The organism is Rhodanobacter sp. Root561, from assembly GCF_001427365.1.
Classification (GTDB): domain Bacteria; phylum Pseudomonadota; class Gammaproteobacteria; order Xanthomonadales; family Rhodanobacteraceae; genus Rhodanobacter.
Genome location: NZ_LMGH01000010.1, coordinates 360,842 through 377,229, shown reverse-complemented (window position 1 = coordinate 377,229; position 16,388 = coordinate 360,842). Strand labels below are relative to the sequence as shown.

At 64.7% G+C, this 16,388-nt stretch carries 18 protein-coding genes and 1 other RNA gene; 12 read left to right on the top strand and 7 right to left on the bottom strand.

Features of this window, described 5'->3' with window-relative positions; genetic code table 11:
• The first annotated feature begins 269 nt into the window (after positions 1-269).
• Complete coding sequence (locus ASD55_RS08245; RefSeq protein WP_255357471.1) at positions 270-1,268, top strand: RluA family pseudouridine synthase; 999 nt, start codon at positions 270-272, stop codon at positions 1,266-1,268.
• On the opposite strand, the gene ASD55_RS08240 is transcribed toward ASD55_RS08245, so the two are convergent.
• Positions 1,269-1,610: a 4a-hydroxytetrahydrobiopterin dehydratase gene (locus tag ASD55_RS08240; RefSeq protein WP_056765108.1), complete on the bottom strand. Its 342-nt coding sequence runs from the start codon at positions 1,608-1,610 to the stop codon at positions 1,269-1,271. It lies immediately after the preceding gene.
• Positions 1,611-1,764: 154 nt separating this feature from the next.
• Here ASD55_RS08240 and ASD55_RS08235 point away from each other — a divergent pair, with 154 nt between their 5' ends.
• Positions 1,765-2,373, top strand: coding sequence for an NfuA family Fe-S biogenesis protein (locus ASD55_RS08235; RefSeq protein WP_056765389.1), 609 nt, complete (start codon positions 1,765-1,767; stop codon positions 2,371-2,373).
• A 69-nt stretch (positions 2,374-2,442) separates the two neighbouring features.
• Here the strand turns inward: ASD55_RS08235 and ASD55_RS08230 are convergent, their stop codons facing one another.
• A complete protein-coding gene (locus ASD55_RS08230) occupies positions 2,443-2,796 on the bottom strand; it encodes a cytochrome c (protein ID WP_056718618.1) in 354 nt (117 codons plus the stop codon).
• An 18-nt stretch (positions 2,797-2,814) separates the two neighbouring features.
• On the bottom strand, positions 2,815-3,138 hold the full coding sequence (locus ASD55_RS08225) for a cytochrome c (protein WP_056718617.1): 324 nt from the start codon (positions 3,136-3,138) through the stop codon (positions 2,815-2,817).
• A 191-nt stretch (positions 3,139-3,329) separates the two neighbouring features.
• On the opposite strand from ASD55_RS08225, the gene ssrA reads away from it, so the two are divergent.
• Positions 3,330-3,684: a transfer-messenger RNA gene (gene ssrA, locus ASD55_RS18040) on the top strand.
• 53 nt (positions 3,685-3,737) lie between these two features.
• Here ssrA and smpB read toward each other — a convergent pair.
• The gene (gene smpB, locus ASD55_RS08220; RefSeq protein ID WP_056765104.1) at positions 3,738-4,229 is read right to left on the bottom strand and encodes an SsrA-binding protein SmpB; all 492 of its coding nucleotides are present in this window, start codon (positions 4,227-4,229) and stop codon (positions 3,738-3,740) included.
• A gap of 141 nt (positions 4,230-4,370) precedes the next feature.
• On the opposite strand from smpB, the gene ASD55_RS08215 reads away from it, so the two are divergent.
• Both ASD55_RS08215 and ASD55_RS08210 read left to right on the top strand, forming a co-directional pair.
• Complete coding sequence (locus ASD55_RS08215) at positions 4,371-4,802, top strand: type II toxin-antitoxin system RatA family toxin (protein ID WP_056718641.1); 432 nt, start codon at positions 4,371-4,373, stop codon at positions 4,800-4,802.
• On the top strand, positions 4,795-5,073 hold the full coding sequence (locus ASD55_RS08210; protein WP_056765101.1) for an RnfH family protein: 279 nt from the start codon (positions 4,795-4,797) through the stop codon (positions 5,071-5,073). The genes ASD55_RS08215 and ASD55_RS08210 overlap by 8 nt, the downstream gene beginning before the upstream one ends.
• 27 nt (positions 5,074-5,100) lie before the next feature.
• Here ASD55_RS08210 and bamE read toward each other — a convergent pair whose 3' ends face one another.
• On the bottom strand, positions 5,101-5,559 hold the full coding sequence (gene bamE, locus ASD55_RS08205; protein WP_056718614.1) for an outer membrane protein assembly factor BamE: 459 nt from the start codon (positions 5,557-5,559) through the stop codon (positions 5,101-5,103).
• A 75-nt stretch (positions 5,560-5,634) separates the two neighbouring features.
• Between bamE and fur the strand changes: the two genes are divergently transcribed.
• Positions 5,635-6,057, top strand: coding sequence for a ferric iron uptake transcriptional regulator (gene fur, locus ASD55_RS08200; protein ID WP_056718613.1), 423 nt, complete (start codon positions 5,635-5,637; stop codon positions 6,055-6,057).
• A gap of 300 nt (positions 6,058-6,357) precedes the next feature.
• Here fur and ASD55_RS08195 read toward each other — a convergent pair whose 3' ends face one another.
• Entirely contained in the window at positions 6,358-7,956 is a 1,599-nt protein-coding gene (locus ASD55_RS08195) for an MASE1 domain-containing protein (protein WP_056765098.1), read from the bottom strand.
• A gap of 94 nt (positions 7,957-8,050) precedes the next feature.
• Here ASD55_RS08195 and ASD55_RS08190 point away from each other — a divergent pair, with 94 nt between their 5' ends.
• Positions 8,051-8,686: a response regulator transcription factor gene (locus tag ASD55_RS08190; RefSeq protein ID WP_007805399.1), complete on the top strand. Its 636-nt coding sequence runs from the start codon at positions 8,051-8,053 to the stop codon at positions 8,684-8,686.
• Between the two features lie 24 nt (positions 8,687-8,710).
• Here ASD55_RS08190 and recN read toward each other — a convergent pair whose 3' ends face one another.
• Positions 8,711-10,384 (bottom strand): DNA repair protein RecN, encoded by a 1,674-nt coding sequence (gene recN / locus ASD55_RS08185; protein ID WP_056765095.1) that lies wholly within the window; start codon positions 10,382-10,384, stop codon positions 8,711-8,713.
• Between the two features lie 124 nt (positions 10,385-10,508).
• Between recN and hrcA the strand changes: the two genes are divergently transcribed.
• From hrcA to dapB, 5 genes are all read left to right on the top strand, one after another.
• Complete coding sequence (gene hrcA, locus ASD55_RS08180; protein ID WP_056718610.1) at positions 10,509-11,573, top strand: heat-inducible transcriptional repressor HrcA; 1,065 nt, start codon at positions 10,509-10,511, stop codon at positions 11,571-11,573.
• A gap of 81 nt (positions 11,574-11,654) precedes the next feature.
• Positions 11,655-12,188 carry a nucleotide exchange factor GrpE gene (gene grpE / locus ASD55_RS08175; RefSeq protein ID WP_056718609.1) on the top strand — a complete coding sequence of 178 codons (534 nt, stop codon included), beginning with the start codon at positions 11,655-11,657 and terminating at the stop codon, positions 12,186-12,188.
• Between the two features lie 155 nt (positions 12,189-12,343).
• Positions 12,344-14,263, top strand: coding sequence for a molecular chaperone DnaK (dnaK, locus tag ASD55_RS08170; protein ID WP_056718608.1), 1,920 nt, complete (start codon positions 12,344-12,346; stop codon positions 14,261-14,263).
• A gap of 114 nt (positions 14,264-14,377) precedes the next feature.
• Positions 14,378-15,505 carry a molecular chaperone DnaJ gene (gene dnaJ, locus ASD55_RS08165; protein WP_056718607.1) on the top strand — a complete coding sequence of 376 codons (1,128 nt, stop codon included), beginning with the start codon at positions 14,378-14,380 and terminating at the stop codon, positions 15,503-15,505.
• Positions 15,506-15,560: 55 nt separating this feature from the next.
• Positions 15,561-16,361 carry a 4-hydroxy-tetrahydrodipicolinate reductase gene (dapB, locus tag ASD55_RS08160; RefSeq protein ID WP_056765092.1) on the top strand — a complete coding sequence of 267 codons (801 nt, stop codon included), beginning with the start codon at positions 15,561-15,563 and terminating at the stop codon, positions 16,359-16,361.
• Positions 16,362-16,388: the final 27 nt, after the last annotated feature.

Here is a 16,388-nt window from a genome sequence, read left to right as displayed (position 1 = left end):
GATCGCGCCGCTGCAGTTAAGCGGCAAAAAAAACGGCACCGTTTCCGGCGTCGGGATGATTCGGTCAGCTGCGCCTGCCGCCCCGATGCCGCAATGGCATCGGACAAACGACGGCCCAACCGTTACGATGAAAGGGAGTCGCGACCGGCCGCCAGAAGGCAACCGGGGCAATCCTCGCCGACGTTACGGGCGGGCACTCGACCCGATCCAGACTTCGATGGGCAGAATGTAGCGCCCGCCGAGTATCCTATTTCAGCAGGTTTTTTTCAATGCAGACGGCAACTTCCCATGACGCACCTCACGGTGTACGTCAAGTCGAGATCGGTCCCGAACGAGACGGTCAACGCATCGACAACGCGCTGGTGACCCTGCTCAAGGGCGTCCCCAAGAGCATGATCTATCGGCTTTTGCGTACGGGTCAGGTGCGCGTCAACGGCAAGCGGGCCAAGCCCGATACCCGTCTCGCAGAGGGTGATACGCTGCGCATCCCGCCGGTTCGAGTGGCCGAGAGGTCGGAAGGACATGCCCCCGCCGGAGGGCTGGTTGCCGCGGTCGCCGATGCGGTGATCTTCGAGGACAAGCATTTCCTGGTGATCGACAAGCCCTCGGGCGTGGCCAGTCACGGTGGCAGCGGGGTCAGCCACGGCGCCATCGAACTGCTTCGCGCGGCCAGGCCGCAGGAGCATCTGGAACTGGTTCATCGGCTGGATCGCGATACCAGCGGTGTGCTGGTCTTCGCCCGGACTCGCGCCGGGCTGACCGGTCTGCAGGCGGCGATCCGCGCCGGCGAAGTCACCAAGCAGTACCTGTGCCTGATGCTCGGCCACCCGTCCAAGGCAAAGTTCGACGTGAACGCGCCGCTGTTGAAGTCGGTGCTGCAGGGTGGTGAACGCATGGTGCGGGTGGCCGACAGCGGCAAGCCGTCGCTGACGTTTTTCCGCGAGATGGAGCAGTACCCCAGCGCGCGCCTGATGCAGGCCACCCTGGGCACCGGCCGCACGCACCAGATCCGGGTGCATGCGGCACATGTCGGCCACCCGCTGGCCGGTGATCCGAAGTACGGCGACCGCGAAATGAACAAGCGCTACCGCGAGATGGGGCTGGAACGGCTGTTCCTGCACGCCTCGCACATGAGCTTCGACCTGGATGGACGGGCCTACAGCTTTTCCGCGCCGCTGCCCGATGACCTGAAAAACTTCCTCGACGTCCTTGCCGTCAAGGGCAAGCGGCTGGTCTATACCCGCGACAAGTCGCGCACCGACTACTGATCAGCGCGCCAGCAGCGCCTCGACCCGCGCGGCGCAGATGAAATCGTTGAGGGACAGCCCGCCCACGTCATGGGTCGACCACAGGATCCGGCAATGGCCGTAGCCCGCCTCCAGATCCGGGTGATGGTCTTCATGGTTGGCCATGTAGCCGACCGCGTTGATGAAACCCAGGGTGTGGTGAAAATCCTTGAACGTGAAGTCCTTCACGATGGCCCGGCCGTCGTCGACCAGGCTCCAGCCTGGCAGTTGTTGCAGCAGGTCGGCGATCTGGGGCGCCTGCAGTGCGTGTTCCTTGCCCTTGCAGGGCTGGCAATGTCTGGTCGAGAGCTCGTTGGCGTTCATGCAGTCTCCATCGGTGTTCGGAATAGCGGAGGCGAAGCGTCGAAGTTGTGCGCGCAAAAGTCAAAGCGCGCATGAAACCTGAAACAGGACTAAAATGGTGCTGTTTCGTCGGCACCGGTTGGCCGGCATCGACATGGGCGGTTCTGGAGCAGGCATGATTGATATTTCCGAGCGTGCGCAGCAGCACTTTCTGCGCCTTCTCTCACAACAGGGCATCGAAGGGCTGGGCATCCGCCTGCGGGTGACTTCGCCCGGTACGCCCGCGGCAAACTGCGAACTGGAGTTCTGCGAGCCCATCGACCTGGCTGGTGGGGAATGGACGATCGAGTGCGCCGGTTTCGATTTTCATGTGGATGGCGAAAGCGCCAGCTGGCTTGATGGCGCCAGCATCGACTTCGAGCCGAATGCGACCGGTGGCCAGCTCAATATCCGGGCACCGAAGATCAAGGGTGACGTCCCTGGCGCGGAGGCGGGACTGATCGAGCGTGTGCGCTACGTGCTGGAGGCCGAGATCAACCCCAAGCTCGCGTCGCACGGCGGCCGGGTCAGCCTGCTGGAGATCGACGCCAATGGCGTGGTGCTGCTCCAGTTCGGTGGTGGCTGCCATGGCTGCGGGATGGTCGACGTGACCCTGAAGCAGGGGGTCGAAAAGACCCTGCGCGAGCGGGTGCCGGAAATCACCGCGGTACGTGACGCTACCGATCACGCCGGCGGCGAGAAGCCCTATTACAGCAAGGCCGAGGGCAAATCCGCGGTTGCCTGAACCGGTCGGTGTGTCATGACGGAAAAGGCCCGCTTGCGCGGGCCTTTTCGGACTGAAGAGGGAATCGACTTACTTGTCGCCGCCGATGTGGCCCTGCAGGGTGTCGAGCTTGCTCGGCAGTCCCGAAAAATACGCGGACACGTCTTCGATGTCCTGGTCGGAAAGCGTGGCAACCATGCCCTTCATGATCGGGTTGTCGCGATCGCCATTCTTGTATTCGTGCAGCACGCGCTGGAGATACAGGTTGTACTGTCCTGCCAGGCGAGGGTACTGGGGGTCGATCGAGTTGCCATCGGTACCGTGGCAGGCGAAGCAGGTTGCAGCCTTCTGCTTTCCGTTCTCGGCATTGCCATTGGCCAGCAACTGGGTGGACGCGAACGCCAGCACGGCGCCGACGGAAAGCAGGGTAAGCACACGGTTCATGCGTGAAATCCTTGGCGACTACTTGGCGAGACTGGAAAGATAGGCGGCGATGTTCCGGATGTCCGCATCGGACAGGCTCTGGGCCTGCGCATCCATGGTGGGATGCTTGCGGTCGCCAGCCTTGTAACCATTCAGCGCGTTGACGATGTACTGCTCGTTCTGGCCGGCGATCTTCGGCACCGGATACTGCGGATAGGCATTGGTGTAACCGGGCACGCCATGGCAGCCGGCGCAGGTATAAACCAGCTTGCGGCCGGCGGCCTTGTCGCCTTCGGCGTGGGCGCTAGCGGTGGCGAACAGGGCAGAGGCCACAACCAGGCCCAGCAAATGCAATCGAGTCATCGAGGTCTTTCCCACGAGTGCGACGGATACGGGATCTTGCAAGCCACCAAGTATAGACGTTGCGTTAACGACCTAACAACACTCCGCTTGACGATGGTCAAGGATTGCACGGCTCGCATGCGGTACATCGACCGGGCATTGGTGTTGCGTGCCGCGTCCCCATATACTTGGGGTGTCAGATCGTTTTCCCCGGGGGTGTCCTGGCTTCGACGGGGGTAGTGAGATGACTTGGTGCATGCCGAGGGGGCAGCTTTCCTCGTTAATCCAGCAGCAAACTCATAGTTGCCAACGACGACAACTACGCTCTCGCCGCTTAAGGCGTAAGCCCCGAACCCACTTGTGCTCATGCTCGTCGGTGTAGGGTCATTATCATGAGATCGCCGAACGCTGCCGCCTGGCGGTTCTAGGCTAAATCAATCAGGCTGGTTCCGCGGTGCGTTTTGCCCACCGTACTTGTCGCGGAACGAGATCGAACGGCGAGCTAAGCATGTAGATCCGGGCATTTAACGCCTTCGGACGCGGGTTCGACTCCCGCCACCTCCACCAATAAAAAACCCCCGAGCGATCGGGGGTTTTTCTTTGGTGCCTTGCCGCCGTTTTCAGGCTGCGCGATTGTGCGACCGCATGGTGCGCTGCTTTTCGATCTGCCAGTCGCGCTGCTTCTCGGTATCGCGCTTGTCGTGTTCCTGCTTGCCGCGGGCCAGGCCGATCTCGACCTTCACCTTGTTGCCTTTCCAGTACATCGCGGTCGGCACCAGGGTGTAGCCCTTGCGTTCGACGGCGCCGACCAGTTGGTCGATCTCCTTGCGATGAAGGAGCAATTTGCGCGTGCGCCGGTCCTCGGCGATGACATGGGTGGAGGCACTGATCAGCGGGGGGATCGAGGTGCCGACCAGGAATATCTCGTTCTTCAGCACCACCGCATAGCTGTCGCCGAAATTGATGCGGCCCGCACGCAGTGCCTTCAGTTCCCAACCCTGCAATGCGACGCCGGCTTCGAAGCGCTGATCGATGTGGTACTCGAAGCGGGCGCGCTTGTTCAGCGCGATGGTCCCGCCACCCTTGTTGTCCTTGTCCTTGTTCTTGGCCATGTCCGCTAAACTTCGGGCCTCTGGGCGGCCGCATTGCCCGTCGTTCCCATCGGAGCGACGCTTTGTTGAGATTGCGTCCAGGCAGGACGCTCACTTGATCTTTCGCATTCACGGATGAATGCACAAGCCGAAGAGGTTGTCGTGATCGAAATCCGCCGCAGCGCGCTGGTGAAATATTCGCCAGCGCAGATGTTCGACCTGGTCAATGAAGTCGAAGCATACCCAAAGCGCTTCTCCTGGTGTGCCGGTGCGGAAATTCTGGAGCGCTCGGAACATGTGCTGGTGGCGCGACTCGATCTCAAGTTCGCGGGCTTCCAGCAGAGCTTCACCACGCGAAACACGATCGACCCGCCACGGCGTCTGCAGATGGATCTGGTAAATGGGCCGTTCCGCAGTCTCGAAGGCGTATGGGATTTCATCGCGCTGGGCGAGGCGGGATGCAAGGTCGCATTTGCGCTGGATTTCGATTACGCCGGTCGGCTCGGCGGCAGTGCCCTGAAGCTCGGTTTCCAGGGGCTGGCCGGGCGCATGGTGGATGACTTTTGCCGGGAGGCGGGGCGCGTTTATGGGTGAGGCCACGATCCGGGTCGAAGTCATTTGCGCGGGGCCGGAGCGTGCCCTGCGGCGCCGGATCGATCTCGCCCAAGGTGCCACGGTGGCCCAAGCCATTGCCGCTTCGGGGATGGCCGAGGCACTCCCCGAGGGCACGATCAGTTCCGAACGCCTCGGCCTGTTTTCCCGCAAGGTGGCGCCGGATCACGTACTGCGTGACGGCGACAGGGTCGAAATATATCGCCCCTTGCTGCTCGATCCGATGGAGGCACGTCGGCGACGCGCCCGTTGAGCCATGTGCAGCCAGGCCGTCGATTGATCAGTGGCCGTCGTTGCTGCCCTGTCCGAAACCGCCGTTGTCCTTCTTGTCATCCGGCGAGGTGTTCTTGTCACCTTCGGTTTCGTTGGCCGGATAGCCGGCGTTGTATTTCTTGCTGTCCTTGACCAGTTGCTGGGCGTCTTGCGCAAAGAAGTCGCCTTCGGTACGCACCAGGGTGTCGTTGTTGAAGGTCAGAGTGAACGTGCGCACCTTCATCGGAGAACCACGATGCGAAAACGTCGAAACGTAGTCCCAGCGGCTCTGGTCGAACGGGCTGTTCACCGACGGTGTTCCCATCAGCACCAGCACCTGATGCTTGGTCATCCCGGGCTTGAGCTGCTCCACTGTTTTCTTGTCCAGCAGATTGCCTTGCTGCACGTCGGGCTTGTAGACGATGTGGCAGCCGGCGACAGAGAGCGCCAGCATGGTGAAAACCAGCAGGGTAATCAGCTTTTGCATGCGTGTTGCGTCCGGATCGTGAAGGTGTCGGATGATACACTACCGGCTCGAAAAGGCCGTGTGCGAGGGTGGGGCATGGAACAGGAAACCAGAGAGCTGCGCAGGGTGGGCCTCAAGGTCACGCATCCGCGCATGCGCATCCTGCAGATTTTCGACGAAGAAGGCGTGCAGCATCTCAGTGCCGAGGACGTCTACAAGAAACTGCTTGCCCACCAGGAAGACATCGGACTGGCCACCGTTTACCGGGTGCTGACCCAGTTCGAGGCGGCCGGCATCATCGTCAAGCACAATTTTGAAGGTGGCCAGGCGGTCTACGAACTTGACCGCGGAAAGCACCACGATCACATGATTGATGTGGACAGCGGAAAGGTCATCGAGTTCGTCAGCGAGGAGATCGAACGTCTCCAGCATGAAATTGCGGCCAAGCACGGCTACGTGATCGAGGATCACAACCTGGTCCTCTATGTAAGGCCCAAGCACCGTCCCCGCAAAGGCTGAGCAGTTGCCGCGGCGCCCATCGCCGGCGCCATTTCCCCGAAAGGGCAAACGGCAGGCATAAAAAAGCCGCGAGGAGGACTCCTGTCCGCCCGCGGCTGCTCCTCTACCTGTCGATCGGCAAGCGAATGGCTCGCTGTTGCCTCATGACTCTCGCCAGGTAGCGGCGAAACGGCATCCTGCCGTTTTTTCAGAGCCGCCGTCCCCACGGCTGCCCTGATCCGTCATCTTGCGATGACGGCTCCCCCACATCGATGGATTGATCGTAACGAGAGCTTCACGTTTGCGGTATCAGAAAAATTCCTAGGTCACTCGCTGCTCTTCCATCGCGCATGTGCTGCTTCGCAGCAAGATGCGGAGGTGGACTCCGGTCGCGGCGGGACGCAGCCGGAACTGCCCACCCAGCGAGGTGACTCGGTCACGCATGCCTTGCAATCCACGACCGCCACGCGGCAGTCGGCTGGGCAGGCCCGCGCCGTCATCACGGACGTCCAGCAGGGCCACGGCGATGCCCTGGCGTTCGCCGATGCGCAGGCGCAGGCGGAATTCGCTGGCCCGGGCGTGCTTGACGGCGTTGGTGGCGCTCTCCTGCACCAGCCGGTAAATGGCGGTGCGGGTATCGTCGTCCAGCAGGCGCGGGTCGCCATGCAACTGGGTGTGATACGTCATCCCGGCGGCATTCAGCAGATCGCGAATCGGTCCCTCGTCGAGCGCGCGCAGCAACCCGAACTCGTCCAGCACGGCCGGGCGCAGGTCGTCGAGCAGCCGATGCAGGGCCCGCCGCATGTGCGCCAGAATGGTGTTGATCGAGGTACTGATGTCCTCCATGCCGGCCTGATGCAGGCGTGCCTGGGCCAGCTTCACGTGGGTCTGGATCGCGGTGATGTTCTGGCCGAGCTCGTCGTGCAGTTCGGCGGCCAGATGGCGGCGCTGGTTTTCGTCGGCCTGCAGGTTGCCGCGCGCGGCGTCCCGCAATTGGTGGGCCAACTGGTCGAGGCGGCGGTTGACGGCGCCGAGGTAGACGTTCTGCTCGGCCACCCGCGCGCTGCTGCGGCGCAGGGCGTCCGTGGCCGAACCGAGCATCAGTGCGCCGGTGCCTGCCACGGCCAGGAACAGGTAGGCCGCGGCCGTCGTGGGCGCGTGGCCCAGGTGCTGATCCACCAGGGTCATGCCCAGGCTGGTGGTCAACATGGCCAGGCTGGCCCCTCGCCAGCCGTGACGGAAAGCGAAGAACAGTACCGGCGCCAGCGAAAGCACCCGGGCGAACTGCGGTTGCGGTGCGGCCTGTTCCGACAGCACCAGCAGGATGGTCATCGACGGCAGCATGACCAGCAGGCCGTCCATGACCAGGCTGGCCAGGGCGCGCTGCTCGATTCGCGTGCGCAGGACCATGATCATCAACGGCACGATCAGGAGGATGCCCAGATACTGGCTGAGCAACTCCTCGCCAAGCATGCGGGCCAGCAATTCGGGGGAGCTCGGGGTGCTGACCATCGCCAGCAGGGCGGCGTCGACGGCGGTCGTCGCGGAAACCACCAGAACCACCGACAGCATCAGTCGGGTCACTTCCTGCGGGCTTTGCAGGCTGGCATGCAGGTTGAACCGGCGCAGCAGCCACAGGCCGCCGGCCATCACCAGCGGCTCCGGCAACTCGCCGATGGCCAAACCCAGCCAGCCCAGCGGCATGCCATGGGCGAGTGCGATACCGGTGGTCGCGGCCAGCTCGGCGCCCAGCAGCCAGCCCCAATAGCGCACCGGGGTCAGCAGCAGGGTGCCGAAACGCAGGCCGTAAGGCAGCATCCAGTAGGGTTGGACGGTCGACCACAGCAGCAGCCAGAGCAGCAGATAGCCCGCGGCGATGATGGGCCCGGAGTCGGGCAGGTGCAGGAGTTTCGATCGCATGGATGAATGTTACATGCGCGCCCGTTGCGGATGTTCAGGGGAGCGAGCGGCCGGGAATGTACAGATGGGCTCCCGCTCTGTGTAAAGTAGGCGGATGTACAGCATCGTTCTGGTTGATGACCATGCCATCGTTCGCGAGGGCTTCAAGCGGCTGATCGAGATGGAGTCCGATCTCGATGTGGTGGCCGAATGCCGCAGCGCCGACGATGCCGTCGAAGCCGTGGGGCATTGGCGTCCCGATCTGGTGGCCCTGGACCTGTCCCTGCCGGATGGCAGCGGCCTGCCGCTGATCGAGCATCTTCGCAGCGTGCATCCGCAGGCCCGCATCGTGGTGCTGAGCATGCATGACGGCGAGCCCTATGTGTCCGAAGCGCTTCGTCGCGGCGCCAGTGGTTACGTCACCAAGGGTGTCGCTCCGGAAGAACTGGTGGCGGGCCTGCGCGCGGTGATGCAGGGCGAGTGCTTCCTGAGCTCGGACCTGCGCCAGCGTCGGGCGGAGCGGCCGAATGAGGCGCTGGACCCGGTCAACCGGCTCACCACCCGGGAGCGCGAAGTGTTCCTGCTGCTGGCTGGCGGCCTCACCCCGAAGCAGGTGGCGGCGGAGCTGGGCATCGGCCAGAAGACCGTCTACATCCACCGGGCCAGCCTGATGGGCAAGCTGGGGGCGGGGTCGGAACTCGATCTCTACCGCATGGCCAGCGAACGAGGGTTGCTGTCACCGGCGGGCTGACGGGTCACTCGCGCCGGCATCAGCTCAGTCCGTCTGTGCGCGGTCCAGCATCTGCCTGGCGTGGGCCCTGGTTTCCCGGGTGATCTCCAGACCACCCAGCATGCGCGCCAGCTCGTCGCGGCGGCCGGCGGCATCGAGCTTCTCGATACGGGTGCGGGTGGAGTCGTCATCGCTGTGCTTGCTGACCCGCAGATGGGCGTGCCCCTGCGCGGCAACCTGCGGCAGATGGGTGACACACAGAACCTGCCGCTGCGCGCCCAACGCCCGGAGTTTCTGCCCGACCACCTCGGCGATCGCCCCACCGATGCCGGTATCGACCTCGTCGAAGATCATGCTGCCGACCGTGTCCTTGCCCAGCGTGGCGACTTCGATGGCCAGGCTGATGCGGGCCAGTTCGCCACCGGAGGCGACCTTGCGCAGTGCGCGCGGTGGTTGACCGGGATTGGCACTGACCAGGAACTCGCAGCGTTCGCGGCCCTGCGGGTCGGGCTCGACGGCGGCAGCGGGTTCCAGTTCGACCTGCAACTGGCCGCCGGCCATGCCCAGTTCGTTCATCAGGGCGCTGACTTCCTCACCGAGCCGACTGGCGGCCAGCGAGCGTGCCTCGCTCAGCCTGGCGGCGGCGTCGGCATGGGCCAGCTCCAGCCGCCGGCTTTGCGTGGCCAGCGCTTCAAGCGCATCGCCGGCGCCTTCCAGTTCATCGTGTTCGGCGCGCAGGGCGGTCAGCTTGTCATGCAATTCAGCAGCCGGCAGCCGGTGCCGCCGCGACAGTTCATGCAGCCGGGCCAGGTGGTTGTCCACTTCGCTGAAGCGTTCCGGATCGAGATCGACGTCCTGCGCGTATCGTCCCAGACCATCGGTCGCCTCGGCCAGCTGGATGCCGGCGTTGTCCAGCAGATCGAGCAGGGGGGCGAGCTTGTCGTCGAGTGCGGCAAGCTTGGACAGCTCCGCGTGGGTGCGGCCCAGCGCGCGGCGCAGCGCGAATTCGCTGTCGCCATCGAGCAGTTCCAACACGCTGGTGCTGCCTTCAGCCAGCCGTCCGGCATTGGCCAGCCGCTTGTGACTCGATTCCAGCTCGGCCAAGTCGGCGGCCGGCAGGGACCATTTTTCGAGCGATTCGATTTCGTGGCGAAGCAGTTCGAGCCGCTGGTCCCGGTCGTCGCCGCCGCTGAGCTTGCGCATGCGCGCCGCGAGCTCGCGCCACTGCATGGCGCTTTCGCGCACCTGCACCAGCAGGTCGTCATGGCCGGCATAAGCGTCGAGCAGGGCCAGCTGATGAGGACGGGACAGCAGTGCCTGATGCTCGTGCTGGCCATGGATCTCGACCAGCAGGGCGGCCAGTTCGCCGAGCTGGCGCGCGTTGGCCGGGCGGCCGTTGATCCAGGCCCTGGAACTGCCCTCGGCACGGATCACCCGGCGCAACTGGCAGCCACCATCCTCGTCCAGTTCTTCGCGGGACAGCCACGCCCGCGCCTCGGTCAGATCGGTGAGGTCGAACTCGGCAGCCAGTTCGGCGCGGTCGCTGCCGGCGCGGACCATGCCGCTGTCGGCGCGGGCCCCGGCCAGCAGCATCAGGGCGTCGACCAGCAATGACTTGCCGGCACCGGTTTCGCCGCTGACCACGGTCAGGCCGGGGCCGAAGGACACTTCGGCGGCTTCCACAACGGCAAAATGGCGGACGTAGAGCGAAGTAAGCATGGCTGGCTTGATCGGGGAGTGACGGGATTGTAGCGGGAGCCGCCGAGCTGCTGGATACGTTTCACTTGCAAGGCGCGCGCGCAGACCTTATTTCTGTGTGGTCTCACGGACTGCAACACTCAGCATGACGAACCGGCACGGCCACGACCTCGATGCACGCGCGCGCAACCTGTTGCGCACGCTGATTGCGCAATACCTGATCGACGGCGAGCCCGTCGGCTCGCGCACGCTGTCGCGTTCGTCCGGCCTGGATGTCAGTGCCGCCACCATCCGCAACATCATGGCGGATCTGGAAGACGCCGGCCTGGTCGCTTCGCCGCACACCTCGGCAGGACGAGTGCCGACGCCGCGCGGGCTGCGCCTGTTCGTCGACAGCCTGATCGAACTTCAGCCGCTGCCCCAGGCCGAGATGGCCCGCCTGCAGCGCGAATTGCCGCCGGGACCGACCACCACGCGCGATCTGCTGGGCAATGTTTCCACCTTGCTGTCGGCGATGACCCGGTTTGCCGGTGTGGTCACCGTGCCGCGCCAGGCCGATTTCCCGCTGCGGCATATCGATTTCGTGTCGTTGCCAGACGCGCGGGTGCTGGTGATCCTGGTATTCAGCGACAACCAGGTGCAGAACCGCATCGTGCAACTGGCCAAGCCGCTGGATGCCAGCGAGCTCGAGCGCGCCGCCAATTACCTCAACAGCCACTTTGCCGGTTTCCGGATCCACGACATCCGTGCCCACCTGCTGGCCGAGGTGCGCAAGGCCGGCAGCGAATTGAACCGGTTGCTGGCCAGTACGGTCGAGCTGGCCACCGCCTCGTTCGGCCCCGACGGTCCGACCGGGCCGGACATGCTGGTCAGTGGCCAGACCAATCTGATGGGTTATGCCGAGCTGGCGGACATGCAGCGCATGCGCGAGCTGTTCGAGGCGTTCCAGCAAAAGAACGAACTGCTGCAGCTGATGGAAGTCTGCGCCCGGGCCCCCGGGATGCGCCTGTTCATCGGCGAGGAATCGGGCTTTACCGCGCTCGATGGTTGCAGCGTGGTGACCGCCAGCTATGGCGCGCAGGGTCGGGTGCTGGGCGCGGTGGGCGTCATCGGGCCGACCCGGATGGCCTACGAGCGGGTGATCCCGGTGGTGCAGGCCACTGCCGGATTGCTCAGCGACGCCTTGAATCGGGCGGCCACGACCCTATAACCGCTGCGGGAGACGGGGTTTCTCGCAAGAATCATGGGCGGTCGGCATTCGTGCCGGCCATGACAACCGTTTGGAGTGAACATGCAGAACAACGATCCGCATTCGTCGGGCGACACGCCAGCCGAGGACTATTCCGCCGACGCGGCCAATCCCGAGCTGGAGGCCCTGCAGGCGCGTGTGGCCGAGCTGGAGGCCAGCAATGCCGAGCTGCGCGAGACCGTCTTGCGCGAGCACGCCGAGCTCGACAACCAGCGTCGCCGTCTGCACCGCGACCTGGAGCAGGCTCGCCGTTTCGCCAACGAGAAACTGCTCGGCGAGTTGCTGCCGGTGTACGACGGACTGGAGAGTGGCCTGGCAGTCGAGGCGGCCGACGTCGCTTCTATGCGCGAAGGCCTTGGCCTGACCCTGAAGGCCCTGCTGAAGGTCGCCGAGAACCATGGCATGTCGCAGGTCGATCCGCTGGGTCAGCCGCTCGACCCGGAACGGCACCACGCCGTGAGCATGGTCGACGCTGCCGGCCAGGCGCCGGGCACGGTGGTCAGTGTGCTGCAGAAGGGTTACGTGCTGAATGACCGCTTGTTGCGTCCCGCCCTGGTGGCGGTGGCCAGGGACTGAATGGTCACCACGCTGGCGCCCGCCTGAATGGCGCGCCGGCGGGAACGCTGGAACACGTCTTCGGGGCATTGCCGGCATTGAATCGCCAGAGCAGACCCCCATCTGAAAACCATCGCGGCCGCGGGGGCCGCAAAGAAAATCTGGAGAGATTGAACATGGGCAAGATCATCGGCATCGACCTGGGCACCACCAACTCCTGCGTGTCCGTGATGGACGGCACGACGACCAAGGTCATCGAGAACTCGGAAGGCGATCGCACCACGCCGTCCATCGTCGCCTTCAACAAGGACGGCGAAGTGCTGGTGGGCGCCTCGGCCAAGCGCCAGGGCGTGACCAACCCGAAGAACACCTTCTACGCGGTGAAGCGCCTGATCGGCCGCAAGTTCACCGACGCCGAAGTGCAAAAGGACCTGCACATCGTGCCCTACGGCATCGTGGCGCACGACAACGGTGACGCCTGGGTGCAGACCTCCGACGGCAAGAAGATGGCGCCGCAGGAGATCGCTGCCAAGGTGCTGATGAAGATGAAGAAGACCGCCGAGGACTATCTCGGCGAGACGATCACCGAGGCGGTGATCACCGTCCCGGCATACTTCAACGACAGCCAGCGCCAGGCGACCAAGGACGCCGGCAAGATCGCCGGCCTCGACGTCAAGCGCATCATCAACGAGCCGACCGCGGCCGCATTGGCTTACGGCCTCGACAAGAAGGGCGGCGATCGCAAGATCGCGGTGTACGACCTGGGCGGTGGCACCTTCGACGTGTCGATCATCGAGATCGCCGAAGTCGACGGCGAGAAGCAGTTCGAGGTGCTGGCCACCAACGGCGACACCTTCCTGGGTGGCGAAGACTTCGACATGCGCGTCATCGACTATCTGGTCGAGGAATTCCAGAAGGAGCAGGGCATCGACCTGCGCAAGGACCCGCTGGCCCTGCAGCGCCTGAAGGACGCCGCCGAGCGCGCCAAGATTGAGCTGTCCTCGAACCACCAGACCGACGTGAACCTTCCGTACGTGACGGCCGACGCCTCGGGCCCGAAGCACCTCAACATCAAGCTGACCCGGGCCAAGCTTGAGGCGCTGGTCGAGGATCTGGTCAAGCGCACCATCGAGCCGTGCCGCACCGCGTTGAATGATGCCGGCCTGCGCGTGTCCGACATCGACGACGTGATCTTGGTCGGCGGTCAGACCCGCATGCCCAAGGTGCAGGAAGCGGTGAAGGACTTCTTCGGCAAGGAACCGCGCAAGGACGTCAATCCGGACGAGGCCGTCGCCGTGGGCGCGGCGATCCAGGGCGGCGTGCTGGGTGGTTCGGTCAAGGACGTGCTGCTGCTCGACGTCACCCCGCTGTCGCTGGGCATCGAGACGATGGGCGGCGTGATGACCAAGCTGATCGAGAAGAACACCACGGTGCCGACCAAGGCCTCGCAGACCTTCTCCACGGCCGACGACAACCAGACCGCGGTGACCGTGCACGTGCTGCAGGGCGAGCGCGAGCGTGCCAGCGCGAACAAGTCGCTGGGCAAGTTCGACCTGCAGGGCATCGATCCGGCGCCGCGTGGCATGCCGCAGATCGAGGTTACCTTCGACATCGACGCGAACGGCATCCTGCACGTGTCGGCCAAGGACAAGAAGACCGGCAAGGAACAGAAGATCGAGATCAAGGCCGGCTCGGGTCTGTCCGAGGAAGAGATCGCCCGGATGGTCGCTGACGCCGAGGCGAACAAGGAAGAGGACAAGAAGTTCCATGAACTGGTGGCCACCCGCAACAAGGCCGACCAGCTTGTCCACGCCACCCGCAGCGCGCTGAAGGAGCACGGCGACAAGGTGCCGGCTGATCAGCTGAGCAGCATCGAGGGTGCGTTGTCCGACCTGGAGAAGGTCAAGGACGGCGACGACAAGGCGGCGATCGAATCCAAGGTCGAGAAGCTGGAACAGGTGGCGCAGGCGCTGTACGCGGCGGCGCAGGGTGGCGCCCAGGCTGACGCCGGTGCACAGTCGGCACCGGGCGGCGGTTCGGCCCAGCCCGATGACGTGGTGGATGCCGAGTTCACCGAAGTGAAAGACGACAAGTAATCTTCGGCATCGTCATCGGCGTTGCCGATGGGCCAGCCCGCGCCGGGAATTCTCCTGGCGTGGGCTGTTTGCTGAATGCGGGACAGGGGCGCGACAGGCAGTGTGGATGCATCAATGAGCAAACGTGATTACTACGAAGTGCTGGGCGTGGAGCGCAGCGTCAGCGAAGTCGAGCTGAAGAAATCCTTTCGCCGACTGGCGATGAAATACCACCCGGATCGCTGCCCGGACGATCCCGCGGCGCAGGACAAGTTCAAGGAGGCCAAGGAGGCCTACGAGGTGCTGTCCGACACCCAGAAACGCGCGATGTACGACCAGCACGGTCATGCCGCGTTCGAGCACGGCATGGGTGGCCGAGGCGGCGCGGGTTTCGGCGACGTGGGCGACATCTTCGGCGACATCTTCGGCGACATTTTCGGTCGTGCCGGCGGCGGGCGCGGGCGTCCGCGTCGCGGTGCCGACCTGCGCTACATCATGGAACTGGACCTGGAAGAGGCCGTGTTCGGCGTCAGCCGGCAAATCGAGATACCCAGCCAGGTCAACTGCCACCACTGCAACGGCAGCGGCTCGGAAGATGGCAAGGTCAGCAAGTGCAAGACCTGCCACGGCCACGGCCAGGTGCGCATGCAGAACGGCATCTTCTCGATCCAGCAGGCCTGCCCGCATTGCAGCGGCAGCGGCCAGACCATCGAGAATCCGTGCAGGAAATGCCACGGCGAAGGCCGCATCGAGGAGACCCGCACGCTATCGGTGCAGATTCCCGAGGGCGTCGACAACGGCGATCGCATCCGCCTGACCGGGCAGGGCGAGGCCGGCCCGTCCGGTACGCCGGCCGGCGATCTGTACGTGGAAGTGCAGGTGCGCGAACACGCGATTTTCCAGCGCGAGGGCAATGACCTTTATTGTGAGCTGCCGATCCGCTTCTCGCAGGCAGCCCTGGGCGCCGAACTTCCCGTGCCGACCCTGGATGGCGAGGTGCCGATCAGCATCCCGTCGGAAACCCAGACCGGAACGCAATTCCGCCTGCGCGGTCGCGGCGTCAAGTCGGTGCGCAGCAGCCGGCATGGCGACCTGATCTGCCGGGTCGTGGTGGAGACGCCGGTGCGCCTGACCAAGCAGCAGCGCGAGTTGCTGGAATCGCTGGAGGCCACCTTCGACGGCAGCGAGGCCAGCAAGCACACGCCGCGCGCCAACGGTTGGGTCGACGGCGTGAAGAAATTCTGGTCGAAAGTCACCGCGTGATTCCTGCTGGCCGCGGGCCAGCATCCAATGATCGAGCCACTGGAGTGCGTCGCTGATGACCCGACCCGTCCGTCTTGCCATCAACGGCGCCTCCGGCCGCATGGGGCGTGCCTTGCTGGATCTTGTCGGCACGGATCCCCGCTTCGCGCTGGTCCACGCAGTGGTGGCTCCCGGTTCTCCGCACGATGGCCAGCTGGTGGCGCCACTCACCGACAGCGTCCTGCGCCATGCGCACGACTGGACGCAGACGCCAGCGATCGATGCGGTCATCGACTTCAGCAGCCCGGCGGCCCTGTCATCGGCGCTCGAGCACTGCCTGACGCGCGGTATCGCGCTGGTCAGCGGCACCACCGGCCTCGACGCCGCGCTGGAAGCGCGCCTCGCCGATGCCGGCCAGCACATCGCCCTCCTGCGCGCGGCCAATTTCAGCCTGGGCGTGGCGGTGCTGACGCGACTGCTGCGCGAAGCCGCTGCCGCGTTGCCGGAGTGGGACCTGGAGATCGTCGAAGCACATCATGGCCGCAAGCAGGATGCTCCGTCGGGCACCGCCCTGGCGCTCGGCCACGCCGCCGCCGCTGCCCGCCGGACCACGCTGGAGGCGACGGCGGTGTACAGCCGCGAGGGCCAGACCGGTGCACGGGGCGAGGGCAGCATCGGCTTCGCCGTGGTGCGCGGCGGCGACATCGTCGGCGAACATTCCGCGATGCTGATCGGGCAGGGCGAGCGGCTGGAACTGGTTCACCGTGCCACCGATCGTTCGATCTTCGCGCGCGGTGCCTTGCAGGCGGCGCACTGGCTGGTCGGCCGTAGCGCCGGGCATTGGCAGCTCGAGGATGTCATCGCGACGCAGCGGTGAGTCGTGTCGACGGCCGGATCGGCTGGT